General features: G+C 62.8%; 13 protein-coding genes. 5 read left to right on the plus strand and 8 right to left on the minus strand.

What is annotated here, in order from left to right; genetic code table 11:
* Positions 1-45: 45 nt before the first annotated feature.
* From U5O12_RS05355 to ureA, 7 genes are all read right to left on the minus strand, one after another.
* A complete protein-coding gene (locus U5O12_RS05355) occupies positions 46-723 on the minus strand; it encodes an urease accessory protein UreF (protein WP_322577646.1) in 678 nt (225 codons plus the stop codon).
* A gap of 14 nt (positions 724-737) precedes the next feature.
* Positions 738-1379, minus strand: a complete 642-nt coding sequence (gene ureE / locus U5O12_RS05360) for an urease accessory protein UreE (protein WP_322577647.1) — start codon at positions 1377-1379, stop codon at positions 738-740.
* Between the two features lie 56 nt (positions 1380-1435).
* Positions 1436-1894, minus strand: coding sequence for a GNAT family N-acetyltransferase (locus U5O12_RS05365; RefSeq protein ID WP_322577648.1), 459 nt, complete (start codon positions 1892-1894; stop codon positions 1436-1438).
* A 5-nt stretch (positions 1895-1899) separates the two neighbouring features.
* Entirely contained in the window at positions 1900-3618 is a 1719-nt protein-coding gene (gene ureC, locus U5O12_RS05370; RefSeq protein WP_322577649.1) for an urease subunit alpha, read from the minus strand.
* 133 nt (positions 3619-3751) lie between these two features.
* Entirely contained in the window at positions 3752-4057 is a 306-nt protein-coding gene (locus tag U5O12_RS05375; RefSeq protein ID WP_322577650.1) for an urease subunit beta, read from the minus strand.
* Between the two features lie 10 nt (positions 4058-4067).
* Entirely contained in the window at positions 4068-4661 is a 594-nt protein-coding gene (locus tag U5O12_RS05380; RefSeq protein WP_322577651.1) for a HupE/UreJ family protein, read from the minus strand.
* Between the two features lie 22 nt (positions 4662-4683).
* Positions 4684-4986: an urease subunit gamma gene (gene ureA / locus U5O12_RS05385; RefSeq protein WP_105261169.1), complete on the minus strand. Its 303-nt coding sequence runs from the start codon at positions 4984-4986 to the stop codon at positions 4684-4686.
* A 119-nt stretch (positions 4987-5105) separates the two neighbouring features.
* On the opposite strand from ureA, the gene U5O12_RS05390 reads away from it, so the two are divergent.
* Both U5O12_RS05390 and U5O12_RS05395 read left to right on the plus strand, forming a co-directional pair.
* On the plus strand, positions 5106-8606 hold the full coding sequence (locus U5O12_RS05390) for an ATP-binding protein (protein ID WP_322577652.1): 3501 nt from the start codon (positions 5106-5108) through the stop codon (positions 8604-8606).
* A complete protein-coding gene (locus U5O12_RS05395; RefSeq protein WP_322577653.1) occupies positions 8584-9567 on the plus strand; it encodes a response regulator transcription factor in 984 nt (327 codons plus the stop codon). The genes U5O12_RS05390 and U5O12_RS05395 overlap by 23 nt, the downstream gene beginning before the upstream one ends.
* A 13-nt stretch (positions 9568-9580) precedes the next feature.
* Here U5O12_RS05395 and U5O12_RS05400 read toward each other — a convergent pair whose 3' ends face one another.
* On the minus strand, positions 9581-10477 hold the full coding sequence (locus tag U5O12_RS05400; protein ID WP_322577654.1) for a substrate-binding periplasmic protein: 897 nt from the start codon (positions 10475-10477) through the stop codon (positions 9581-9583).
* Between the two features lie 107 nt (positions 10478-10584).
* Between U5O12_RS05400 and U5O12_RS05405 the strand changes: the two genes are divergently transcribed.
* The 3 genes from U5O12_RS05405 (at position 10585) to U5O12_RS05415 (ending at position 12155) form a co-directional block, all read left to right on the plus strand.
* A complete protein-coding gene (locus tag U5O12_RS05405) occupies positions 10585-10845 on the plus strand; it encodes a VF530 family protein (RefSeq protein WP_322577655.1) in 261 nt (86 codons plus the stop codon).
* Positions 10846-10973: 128 nt separating this feature from the next.
* On the plus strand, positions 10974-11552 hold the full coding sequence (locus tag U5O12_RS05410) for a cytochrome b (RefSeq protein WP_322577656.1): 579 nt from the start codon (positions 10974-10976) through the stop codon (positions 11550-11552).
* A gap of 30 nt (positions 11553-11582) precedes the next feature.
* Entirely contained in the window at positions 11583-12155 is a 573-nt protein-coding gene (locus U5O12_RS05415) for a YceI family protein (protein ID WP_322577657.1), read from the plus strand.
* Positions 12156-12192 lie beyond the last annotated feature (37 nt).

The raw sequence follows: 12192 nt of genomic DNA on the forward strand, positions 1-12192 counted from the left end.
GTTTGCTATTAATAAAGGAGCTGCTCGCGCAGTATCTATAAGGGGCTAGGACCTGAAAAGCCTTGAATATTGGACCTCGTGCTGGCTGCTCAGGATGGCCAGCATGGGGCTGAAGGCTTGGCGGGTGTCGTCGGTTACCGCCAGCGCGTGGTCCACGGCGGCGGGGATCTCGGCGGTCAGCTTGGAGAGAATGCGCTGCCCCGCGCTTTGGCCCAGGGGTACGGACTTGATGGCGGCCTGGGTCATGTTTTCGGCCCAGCCAAAAGCGTAGGCCAGCAGGCATTCGCGCACCGGGGCTTGGGTGGCGCTGGCGGCCAGCGTGTAGGCGATGGGGTAGGTAGGTTCCTGTGAAGCGAGCAGGGCAATTTGGGTGGGCGTGGCCGTGGTGTGGTTCTTCAGCCATTCCAGCAGGCTCTTGCCCATTTGCTCGGTCTGGGCGCGCAGCTCGGCACTCTCGCGGGTCTGTAGCACCCAGGCGTTGAGCTCGGCCACGCGGGCTATATCGTCAGCACGCCAAGCGGCTATGCCTTGGGCGACCGCGGGCAGGTCGGAGCGGGCCAGCGTCAGGTGCAACTGGTCCACCAGCCAGGCAGATGCTTCGCTTTCTGTAGCGGCTCGCGCAGTATCCACGGCGGATTCCAGGCATTCCGAGTAGGAAAACCCGCCAATGGGCAGGGCCGGCGAGGCCAGCCACATGAGTTGCATCAGGCTGCTGTCGAGCATGGTGGCGGTCGCGCTTATTGATTGCCGTGGTGGTGGTCATAGCCATGGTTGCAATGCGGACCATGCACATGCGGCGTGGCCTGCACCACCGCCACCGGAATGCCGCGCAAGCTGGCTGCAGGCTTGGGGGCGTGGTCATGGCCAGCATGGGAATGTCCGTGGTCGTGGTCGTGGCCATGGTGATGCCCGCCATGGTGGCCACCGGTGGCATAGGCGCCGCTCTCGGGCTCGAAGGCCTCGTCCACTGCGTTCACGATCAGGTGCATGGCACGCAGCATGTCGGCCAGCACGTGGTCGGGCTCGATCTTCAGGTGGTCGGGCTGGAGCTCGATGGGCACATGGCGGTTGCCCAAATGGTAGGCGGCGCGTATCAGGTCAAAGGGCGTGCCGTGTTGGCTGCAATGGGTGATGCGCAGCACCGACTGCGGCGCCGCGATGACCTTGATGAGGCTGCCGTCTTCGGCCACCAGCACATCGCCGCCACGCACCGTGGTGCCGCGTGGCAGAAACACACCCAGCGTGCGGCCGGTGGAATCGGTGGCATCGAACCGGCTTTTCTGGCGCACATCCCAATCCAGCTCGACGCTGCTGGCGCGCTTGAGCAGAACCGAAGCCAGTCCTTGGCCTTGGGGGATGCATTTGGAGACTTGGAGCATAAGCATTCAGGTGAACAAAGGGTGCTGGCATTGTGGCCCAGGCGCGCAGGGTCGGGTCACAGCAGGTGTTTGGTCATGAAGGTGCTGTAGGGGTCGAGCACATACCCGGCAAACGGACCACACTCCACAAAGCCAGCCCTGGCGTACAACGCGCGCGCTGCCGCAAACGGGGCGTGGGAGCCGGTTTCCAGGCTGATCTGCCGCAGACCCAGGGCGCGTGCCTCTGCTTCGATATGGTCCAGCATCTGGCGCGCAACACCTTTGCGCAGATGCGCGTCGGCTGTGCGCATGGACTTGAGTTCTCCATGCGTGGGTGTCAGTATTTTGAGAGCACCGCAGCCCATGAGGTCCTCGCCGTCCCATGCCGTCCAAAAGCGGATGCTGGGGTGCCGCAAGGCATCCAGGTTGAGCGCGTGGACGCTTTCGGGGGGCGAGTGGGACTGGCTGGAGCGCAAGTGCACTTCCAGCAAGTCTTGTACCTGCGGGTGCTCCAAACCGCCCGCAACGATCCGCATCGTGCTCAAAACAAAAAGTACCGCTGCGCCAGCGCCAGCTTCACTGCGGGCTCGCAGGTCAGCAGTTGGCCATCGGCGCGCACGGTATAGGTCTGCGGATCAATCTCCATCACCGGCAGGTAGCTGTTGTGCACCATGTGCTGCTTGCGCACGCCGCGGATGTTCTTCACGGCGGTCACGTTCTTGGCCAAGCCAAAACGTTCCTTCACACCGGCGTTGAAACCGGCTTGCGACACAAAGGTGAACGAGCCCTTGTGTAGCGCGCCGCCAAAGCTGCCGAACATGGGGCGGTAGTGCACCGGCTGGGGCGTGGGGATGGACGCATTCGGGTCGCCCATGGCCGCGTGGGCGATGAAGCCGCCTTTCAAAATCAGCGCGGGTTTTACGCCAAAGAAAGCGGGCTTGTAGATGACCAAGTCGGCCCACTTGCCCACTTCAATTGATCCCACCTCGTGGCTGATGCCGTGGGCAATCGCCGGGTTGATGGTGTACTTGGCCACATAACGCTTGGCGCGGAAGTTGTCGTTGCGCACGCTGTCTTCGGGCAAGCTGCCGCGCTGGGCCTTCATCTTGTCGGCGGTTTGCCAGGTGCGAATGATGACCTCGCCCACCCGGCCCATGGCCTGGCTGTCGCTGCTCATCATGCTGATGGCGCCCAGGTCGTGCAGGATGTCTTCGGCGGCAATGGTTTCCTTGCGGATGCGGCTCTCGGCAAAGGCCAGGTCTTCGGCAATGCCGGCGTCCAAGTGGTGGCACACCATCAGCATGTCCACATGCTCGTCCAGCGTGTTCTGGGTGTAGGGCATGGTGGGGTTGGTTGAGCTGGGCAGGAAGTTGTCTTGGCCCACCACACGCAAGATGTCAGGGGCGTGGCCGCCGCCCGCGCCTTCGGTGTGGAAGGCGCACAGGCCACGGCCCTTGGTGGCGGCAATGGTGTCTTCCACAAAGCCCGATTCGTTCAGCGTATCGGAGTGGATGGCCACTTGCGTGTCCGTCTCGTCGGCCACGTCCAGACAATTGCTGATGGCACTGGGCGTGGTGCCCCAGTCTTCGTGCAGCTTGAGGCCGATGACGCCGGCGTTGATCTGCTCGTGCAGCGCGGCGGGCAGCGATGCATTGCCCTTACCCAGAAAGCCCAGATTCATCGGAAACGCGTCTGCCGCCTGCAGCATGCGCTCAATGTTCCAGGGACCGGGTGTGCAGGTGGTGGCAAAGGTGCCCGTGGCCGGGCCGGTGCCGCCGCCCAGCATGGTGGTCACGCCGCTGGACAGAGCCTCTTCGATCTGCTGGGGGCAGATGAAGTGGATGTGGCTGTCGATGCCGCCTGCGGTGACGATGTTGCCCTCGCAGCTGATGATCTCGGTGCCGGGGCCAATGATGATGTCTACGCCCGGTTGTGTGTCGGGGTTGCCGGCCTTGCCGATGGCGGCAATGCGCCCACCCTTGAGGCCAATGTCGGCCTTGACGATGCCCCAGTGGTCCAGGATGAGGGCGTTGGTCAGCACGCAGTCCATGGCGCCTTCGGCACGCGTCTTTTGCGACTGGGCCATGCCGTCGCGGATGGTTTTGCCACCGCCAAACTTCACCTCTTCACCGTAGGCGCCCGCGGCCAGGGTGTAGTCCTTCTCCACCTCGATGAGCAGGCCGGTGTCGGCCAGGCGCACGCGGTCGCCGGTGGTGGGGCCAAAGATTTCCGCGTAAGCGCGGCGTCCGATAGTAGCCATATCAGTTCACCCCCAGGCTACGGTGCTGCGCACTCTTCGCCACCCCCCTTGCAGGGGGCGATGCCAGTGGCCCGGCGAAGCCGGTTCCACGGCATCCCTGGTATTGCGGTGTTTGCAAACGTGTGTGCATCATTCAAAGACTCCCTTGTACGAGGCCGCGAAAGCCGTAGACCACGCGGTCACCAGCGAAATCGACGAGTTCGACGGTGCGCTGTTGGCCGGGCTCGAACCGAACCGCTGACCCTGAAGCGATGTTCAAACGCATGCCTTGCGCGGCTGCGCGGTCAAAGCCCAGCGCGCCGTTGACTTCGGCAAAGTGGTAGTGCGAGCCGACCTGGATGGGGCGGTCTGCGGTGTTTTGCACCACCACCGTCAGGGTGCGGCGGCCGGTGTTGAGGGCGTGGTTGCCCTCGTCGGTGAGGATTTCGCCGGGGGTCATGGGCTGGCCCTCAGACTTGGCTGAACAGGTACACGCCGGCAACACTCAGCGCTGTGCCCAGGCCGCCCAGTACCACACCGCTGCGTGCGGCCAGCGTGCGGCGGATGCCCAGGCCCAAACCCACGCCGCCCAAGTGCAGCACGGCAGTGGTCAGCAAGAAGCCTGCAGCGTAGCCGGCAAAGCCGGTTGCGGGTGTTTCGGCGCCGTGGGCGAGGCCGTGCAGGGATGCCGCCGCCGCGATCAGGCCCAGGCCGAACGCCTTGGGCATGGGTTTGGCAGCGACGATGAGCATGGCGCCGAACAGCACGACCGACAGGGCGATGGCGTGCTCCAGATAGGGAAGCGTCACGCCGCTGGCGCCCAGCACGGCGCTCAGCACCAGCGCCAGCAGGAAGGTGGCCGGGCCTTGCCAGGCTTTGTGGGCGGGCAGGGCGCTCACAGACCAAACTCCGACGGCCACCATGGCCAGCAGGTGGTCCAGGCCGAAGGGGTGTGCCAAGCCTTCCATGAAGCTCTCAGTTCCATGGCCAGTATGGGCACTAGCGCCCGTGGATACTGCGCAAGCAGCTATCAAAAGAAGAGCGTTTTTCAAAGAGGTTCGCATGGTGTCTCCGGTGCCTTGGTGGTCAAACAATGGGTTGATGCACGGTCACTAATTTCGTGCCGTCGGGAAAGGTGGCTTCCACCTGGATGTCGGGAATCATCTCGGCGATGCCGTCCATCACGTCGTCGCGGGTCAGCACCGCACGGCCTTCGCTCATGAGCTGGGCCACGGTCTTGCCATCGCGGGCGCCCTCCATAACGGCGCAGCTGATCAGGGCGATGGCCTCGGGGTAGTTGAGCTTGAGGCCGCGCGCCTTGCGCCGCTCGGCCAGCAGGCCGGCGGTGAAGATCAGCAGCTTGTCTTTCTCTCTGGGCGTGAGTTCCATAACGTTCTCGGAAGGTGGCGGTTCGGTTTTCGGGACTCTGCACTGTAAGCAATCCCTGTGCCTTCCTCCATACGCCAAACGTCCCAGGCTGGTGGCATGAAATCTGCACCCCTGGTGCTGTGCACCATGCTCCCCCAGCCCCTTCCCCCGACGAAGCGCCCGCCCAGCGCGTGGTCAAGATCCGCCGCGACTACAACAACTGGGTGGCCAGCGAGACCATGGAAGACTACGCCCTGCGCTTCACGCCGCAGCGCTTTCGCAAGTGGTCGGAGTGGCGGGTGGCCAACACCGCATTTGGCGCGGCCTCCTTCCTGATTCTGGAGGCCGTGGGCGCCACGCTGCTGGTGCAATACGGCTTTGTCAACGCGTTCTGGGCCATCCTGGCGACCGGGCTGGTCATCTTTCTGGCGGGCCTGCCCATCAGCGTGTACGCCGCCCGCTACGGCGTGGACATGGATCTGCTCACGCGCGGCGCGGGTTTTGGCTACATCGGCTCCACGCTCACCTCGCTGATCTACGCCTCGTTCACCTTCATCTTCTTTGCGCTGGAGGCGGCCGTCATGGCCTACGCACTGGAGCTGGCGCTGGACATTCCGCCTACCTGGGGCTATCTGATATGCGCGCTGGTGGTCATTCCGCTGGTCACCCACGGCGTCTCCACCATCAGTCGCCTGCAGATCTGGACGCAGCCGCTGTGGCTGGTGATGCTGGTGGTGCCGTTTGGCTTTGTTTTGGTGCGTGACCCGCAGGCATTTGCAGGCATAACGCACTACGCTGGTGAATCTGGCGTGTCCGGCATGTTTAATTTGCACCTGTTTGGTGCTGCATTGACGGTTGGGATTGCGCTCATTACCCAAATGGGGGAGCAGGCCGATTACCTGCGCTTCATGCCTATACAAACCGCCGCCAACCGGGGCCGTTGGTGGCTGGGGGTGTTGGTGGGCGGGCCGGGCTGGGTGGTGCTGGGTGTCATCAAGATGCTGGGCGGCGCCTTTCTCGCCTACCTCGCCATCAGCCACGCTGTGCCCATTGACCGTGCGGTGGACCCCAACCAGATGTACCTGGCCGCCTATGAGTATGTGTTCCCCACTTTGGGCTGGGCGGTGGCGGCCACGGCGGTGTTTGTGGTGGTGTCGCAGATCAAGATCAATGTCACCAACGCCTACGCGGGCTCGCTGGCCTGGAGCAACTTCTTCTCACGCCTCACGCACAGCCACCCGGGGCGTGTGGTCTGGGTGCTGTTCAACAGCGTGATCGCCTTCATGCTGATGGAGATGAATGTGTTCCAGGCGCTGGGGGAGGTGCTGGGCCTGTACTCCAACATTGCCATCGCCTGGATGCTGGCGGTGGTTGCCGACCTGGTGATCAACAAGCCGCTGGGCCTGTCGCCCAAAGGCATCGAGTTCAAGCGCGCCCACCTGTACGACATCAACCCGGTGGGCGTGGGTGCCATGGCGCTGGCGTCCACTTTGTCTATTGCCGCCTACCTGGGGCTGTTCGGTGATTTGGCGAAAGCGTTCTCTGCCGTGGTGGCGCTGGTGACTGCCATGGTGACCTCGCCCCTGATTGCATGGCTGACCAAGGGCAAGTACTACCTCGCGCGGCAGTCCGATACCAGCGCCGCCCTGGGCAGCTACCAGCGCTTGCAGTCCAAACACTGCGTCATTTGCGAGCGCGAGTACGAGGGCCCAGACATGGCCCACTGCCCCGCCTACCAGGGGCCGATCTGCTCCTTGTGTTGCACGCTGGATGCGCGCTGTGGCGACATGTGCAAGCCCCACGCCAATTTGTCCACCCAGTGGTCGGCCACGCTGCGCTGGCTGTTGCCCAAACCGGTGTGGCCGTTTCTGGATACGGGGCTGGGCCACTTCATCCTGCTCATGCTCATCATCGTGCCGCTGTTGGCCACGGTGTTCGGCATGTTTTATATGCAGGAGCTGGGCGCCATCACCGCCGTGGGTGAACAACAGAGCGCCATGCAGGCCTCGCTGCGCTCGGGTTTCAGCAAGGCGTTTGCCGCGCTCATGCTCATGTCGGGCATCGTGGCCTGGTGGCTGGTGCTGGCACACAAGAGCCGGCAGGTGGCGCAGGAAGAATCGAACCGGCAAACCCATCTGCTGATGCGCGAAATCGAATCGCACCGCCAGACCGACGAAGCCCTGCAAGACGCCAAGCTGCTGGCCGAACGTGCCAAGCAGGCCGCCGAGGCCGCCAACCAGGCCAAGAGCCGCTACATCAGCGCCATCAGCCACGAGCTGCGCACGCCACTCAACAGCATCTTGGGTTATGCCCAGCTCATGGGCGAAGACGCCTCCATCCCCGCGCACCGCAAGCAGGCCGTCAGCGTGATCAAACGCGGCGGCGAGCACTTGCTCTCGTTGATTGAGGGCACGCTGGACATGGCCCACATCGAGAGCGGCAAGCTCACGCTGAACGTGAAGCCCATGCAGTTCGCCAGCGGCATGCACGAGATGGCCAGCATGTTCGAGCTGCAGGCCGCGGCCAAGGGACTCAGTTTTCGTTTTGAAGTGCAGGGCAGTATTCCCGATTGGGTGCGCGCAGACGAGAAACGCGTGCGCCAGATCTTTTTCAACTTGCTGGGCAACGCCATCAAGTTCACCCAGACCGGTGGCGTGACTCTGCGCCTGCGTTATGCGCGCGAGATGGCACAGGTCGAGGTGGTGGACACTGGCCCTGGCATGGCGCAAGACGACCTGGACCGCATCTTTGACCCCTTTACCCGTGGCGCCAGTGCGGCCGGTGGTGCGACCGGCTCAGGCCTGGGCCTGACCATCGCCAAGATGCTGACCGACCTGATGGGTGGTGAACTCTCGGCCAGCAGCACGCTGGGCCAGGGCTCTGTGTTTCGCGTGCGCCTGTTTTTGCCCGAGCTGCACCTGCCCGCCAGTGCCGAGCAGAAAGTGGTGGCCGCCGCGCGCAAGCCGCGCTTGGGATATGCCGGTGCGCGCCGCAAGGTGCTGGTGGTGGACAACGAAGAGGCCGACCGTGAACTGCTGGTGAGCCTGCTGGAGCCGCTGGGCTTTGAAGTGCGCACCGCCGCTAGCGGCCACGATTGCCTGGACCTGCTGGCCGCTGGCCTGCACCCCGACGTGGTGCTGCTGGACCTGGCCATGCCCGGCATCGACGGCTGGGAAACCCTGCGCCGTATCCGCAGCAACCCGGCGCTGGGTGGCACGCAGCCCAAGGTAGCCATCGTCTCGGCTAACGCGTTTGACCGCGGGCTGGACAACGGCCTGGGCCTGCCGCCTGAAGACTTCATCGTCAAACCCGTGCGCCACTCGGAGCTGTTGGATTGGCTGGAGCGCAAGTTGGCACTGGAGTGGGTGGACGCGCTCAGCACACCCGAGCCTGCAGCGACGCCTGCCGCAGAAGCCCACGCCGTGGTGCTGCCTGGCCCAGCCGATTGCCAGGCCTTGCTGGATTTGGTGCGACTGGGTTTTTACCGCGGTATCGTCAACAAGCTCGACGCCATTGCCACGGCCCAGCCGCAATGCCTGGCGTTCACCCAATCCATGGCCGCATTGGCGCGCCAGTACCAGTTCGAGGCCATGGCCACCCAATTGCAGAAAGCGCTGGATGCAAGCCCCACTTCTCTCTGACGCCGACGACACCCTGGACCGCGCCAACAGCGATGTGGTGCTCATCGTCGATGACGTGCCCGACAACCTGTCAGTACTGCACGATGCACTCGATGAATCGGGCTACACCGTGCTCATTGCCACCTCGGGCGAGGCCGCGTTGCAGCGTGCCACCCAAGGCCTGCCGGATGTCATCCTGCTCGACGCGATGATGCCCGGCATGGACGGTTTTGAAGTGGCGCGCCGCCTCAAAGCCGCACCTAACACCACCCACATCCCCATCATTTTCATGACCGGCCTGACCGAGACCGAGTACCTGGTGGCGGCACTGGAGAGTGGTGGCGTTGACTATGTGACCAAGCCCATCAAGCCCAAGGAGGTGCTGGCGCGCATGGGCGTGCACCTGGCCGGCGCGCGCGAGCGGCGCCAGACGCGCAACGCGCTGGACGCCTTTGGCTACGCCACTATTACTGTGCGTGCGGCGGACGGTTGCCTCATGTGGCAAACCCCGCTGGCGCGTGAGCTGCTGGAGCGCTACTGCGGCACCCAGGCGCCGCACACGCCGCCCGAGCTGCTGGTCTGGCTACAGGCCTGCTTGCAGACCGTGGCGCGCGGTGCCGAACCCGGCAAGCTAAGCCTGGAGCGCGGCCCCAAGCGCCTGACCTTCCGCCTGCACCAGCAGATTGGCGACAGCGATGCCGGTGGCGACTGGCTCATCGTCATGCGGGAGGTGTCTGACACCGCGGTCATCGAAGCCATGAGCCTGTCTTTCAAGCTCACGGCCAAAGAGGCCGAGGTGCTGTACTGGGTGGTCAAGGGCAAGACCAACAAGGACATCGGAGATATTTTGGGCAGCAGCCCCATGACGGTAAAGAAGCACCTGGAACGCGTGTTCGTGAAGCTGGGGGTGGAGACGCGCACGGCAGCGGCGGGCATGGCGATGTCGCGGATACGGCAGTTGCATCCGCAGTTTGAAAACTGAGCCGAGCGGGTCCTTATGGGGCAGCGGGCTCGGTGCCGAAGGGCCGGGGCCCGGTGTACACCAAGTCCTGGGCTTCGCTGGCGGACATGAACGGCAAAAACGTCTTGATTTGACTGCCGTCTTTTTGGATCGTCTCTATCAGTTTGTCCCAGTGTTTGGCTTGAGCTTCGGTGAACGTGGCCCGCGAGAGCATCAGCCCACCGATGGAGGCTTCCAGTGGGGCAGCCCAGTCCCGCACCACAATGTCGTTCCGAATCTGGGTTTCACTGAGATAAGCGCGGTACACCATTGGCTGAACCAACACTGCGTCGACCATGCCACGTTGCAAAAAACGCAAGTTTTCCTGCACGTCTACGGCCTCCAGCACAAGGTTGCGCTGTCGCATTTTGTCGAGCAGTGCGTCGTAAGACGGTTCATGGCGGAAGCTCCGCACTGCACCCATGCGTAGCCCGGATTCTTCCAATTCGCGGATGTTCCGCGCGCGGTTTGCGGCCCCTTTGTTGATGAGAAGGACATTGCGCGTTCGGAGGTAGGGCAGTATGTAGGAATAGCTTTCGCGCTCTGGGGTTGCAATGACCGCCGTGGCTATGTCCAGCGTTCCGGCTTTCATTTCGGCCCATACGCGGCTGCGCGGCAACACCACAACAGACATCTGGCACCCGGTTCGCTTTTCAAGCAAGGCTAGCAGTCGTTTGTCGGCGCCATCGCTTAGTCGTTTGTCGGCGCCATCGCTTAACGCGCTGCGGTACAGAATCCCAAATTCAAACAGCGCTACCCGCACAGGGCGGGAGCAATAGGCTGGATCAATGGAGGCGGAGTTTGCAGTAGTCAGCAGACATGCAAATAGCAGTCCTATTGCGGACCGGGCTGCGCGTGACCAAATTGTGTGCATCATGGCGAAGGCAAGCATGGCGTCGATGGTAATGCGCTGCCGCAGGCACGGGGCGTGATTTTTGGGGCGTGCAGCACGCGCGCGGTTGTAGGTGTGGTCGCTCTACACTCGCACACTCTGCGCAAATGACCGCAACTTTTACCAAAGAGCCTATGCAACAAGCCAACAACCCCCTGCACGGCAAAACGCTGGAGGCTATCGTGACCGAGTTGGCCGAGTACTACGGCTGGGATGGATTGGGCGAGCGGGTGCCAGTGCGCTGTTTTACCTTTGAGCCCAGCGTGGGCTCCAGCCTCAAGTTTTTGCGCAAAACACCTTGGGCACGCGAGAAGGTCGAGGGCTTGTATTTGTTCATGTTGCGCGAAATGCGCCGCTCAGAGCGTTAGGGGCCCCATTCGTCGCGTCCTGCCTGTCTGAATGGACTAGTTGGGGAACTTGGGTATTCATATTTTTTGAATCGGATCATCAATCCAATTCAAAATAGGACAAAGCTTGGGCCCCTAGACTTGCGGCCATGGCTTCCTCTTCCACCTCCACATTCAAAGCACCCGCAACGCGCTACAGCACCACCGCCATCGTGTTGCACTGGGTGCTGGGCCTAGCCATTCTGGGCCTGTTTGGCGTCGGCCTGTACATGACCAGCCTGCCTTTCTCGCCGGCGCGGCTCAAGCTTTATAACTGGCACAAGTGGGCTGGCATCACGCTTTTGGCCTTGTCAGTTGCACGTTTGCTATGGCGCGCCACCCACCGTCCGCCCGCGCTGCCCGCCGGCATTGCCAACGCCATGCCCGCCTGGCAGCACTGGGCTCACCATGGCACCCACTACGCGATGTACGCCTTGTTCTTGTTGGTGCCGCTGATTGGCTGGGCCTACAGCTCGGCGGCCGGCTTCCCCATCGTGGTGTTTGGCATGTTGCCACTGCCGGACTTTGTGCCGGTGGACAAGGCGCTGGCTGAACTTATCAAGCCTTTCCATGAACTTAGTGCGTTTGCGCTGGTCGGACTGGCGGGCTTGCACATTGCTGCAGCCCTGAAGCACCAGCTGGTGGACAAGGATGGCTTGATTGGCCGCATGTTGCCCGGCAGCCGCTAACGCCTCATCATATTTTTTACAGGATTTCCCATGACCGCTTCCCGTCTTCTTGTGTCTGCCCTTGTCGTTGCTTCGGCCTTGACCAGCACCCTAGCGCTGGCCCAGCAAAAGCTGGTGCCCGCCCAAAGTGAAATCGTGTTTGTGAGCAAACAAATGGGCGTGCCTGTGGAAGGCCGCTTCAAGAAGTTTGACGCCCAAATTGCGTTTGACCCCGCCAAGCCCGACACCAGCAAGATCGCCTTCACCGTGGACATTGCCAGCGCCACCCTGGGCGCCCCCGAGAGCGATGCCGAACTGCCCAAGGCCACCTGGTTCAACACCGCCAAGTTCCCGCAAGCCACCTTCCAGTCCACCAGCATCAAGGGCTTGGGTGGCGGCAAGTTTGAGGTGAGCGGCAAGCTCGCCATCAAGGGCGCCAGCCGCGACGTGGTGGTGCCTGTGGTGCTGACCCAGAGCGGCGCCACCACCACCGCCACCGGCACCTTCCCCATCAAGCGCCTGGCCTTCAAGATTGGCGAGAACGAGTGGTCTGACACCTCCATGGTGGCCGACGACGTGCAAGTCAAGTTCAAGCTGGCGCTGACTGGCGTGGGCAAGTTCTGATTTTTGGTTTCCCTTTTCCTTTTTTAACCTGGAGTTT

This window comes from Rhodoferax sp., from assembly GCF_034519335.1.
Taxonomy (GTDB): domain Bacteria; phylum Pseudomonadota; class Gammaproteobacteria; order Burkholderiales; family Burkholderiaceae_C; genus Allorhodoferax.

Bases quoted from the DNA above. Each gene is read 5' to 3' on its own strand.
- ureE (WP_322577647.1), bottom strand. From the start codon at position 1,379: ATGCTCCAAGTCTCCAAATGCATCCCCCAAGGCCAAGGACTGGCTTCG.
- U5O12_RS05405 (WP_322577655.1), top strand. From the start codon at position 10,585: ATGACCGCAACTTTTACCAAAGAGCCTATGCAACAAGCCAACAACCCC.
- U5O12_RS05415 (WP_322577657.1), top strand. From the start codon at position 11,583: ATGACCGCTTCCCGTCTTCTTGTGTCTGCCCTTGTCGTTGCTTCGGCC.
- U5O12_RS05375 (WP_322577650.1), bottom strand. From the start codon at position 4,057: ATGACCCCCGGCGAAATCCTCACCGACGAGGGCAACCACGCCCTCAAC.
- U5O12_RS05395 (WP_322577653.1), top strand. From the start codon at position 8,584: ATGCAAGCCCCACTTCTCTCTGACGCCGACGACACCCTGGACCGCGCC.
- ureA (WP_105261169.1), bottom strand. From the start codon at position 4,986: ATGGAACTCACGCCCAGAGAGAAAGACAAGCTGCTGATCTTCACCGCC.
- U5O12_RS05400 (WP_322577654.1), bottom strand. From the start codon at position 10,477: ATGCTTGCCTTCGCCATGATGCACACAATTTGGTCACGCGCAGCCCGG.
- ureC (WP_322577649.1), bottom strand. From the start codon at position 3,618: ATGGCTACTATCGGACGCCGCGCTTACGCGGAAATCTTTGGCCCCACC.
- U5O12_RS05355 (WP_322577646.1), bottom strand. From the start codon at position 723: ATGCTCGACAGCAGCCTGATGCAACTCATGTGGCTGGCCTCGCCGGCC.
- U5O12_RS05365 (WP_322577648.1), bottom strand. From the start codon at position 1,894: ATGCGGATCGTTGCGGGCGGTTTGGAGCACCCGCAGGTACAAGACTTG.
- U5O12_RS05380 (WP_322577651.1), bottom strand. From the start codon at position 4,661: ATGCGAACCTCTTTGAAAAACGCTCTTCTTTTGATAGCTGCTTGCGCA.
- U5O12_RS05410 (WP_322577656.1), top strand. From the start codon at position 10,974: ATGGCTTCCTCTTCCACCTCCACATTCAAAGCACCCGCAACGCGCTAC.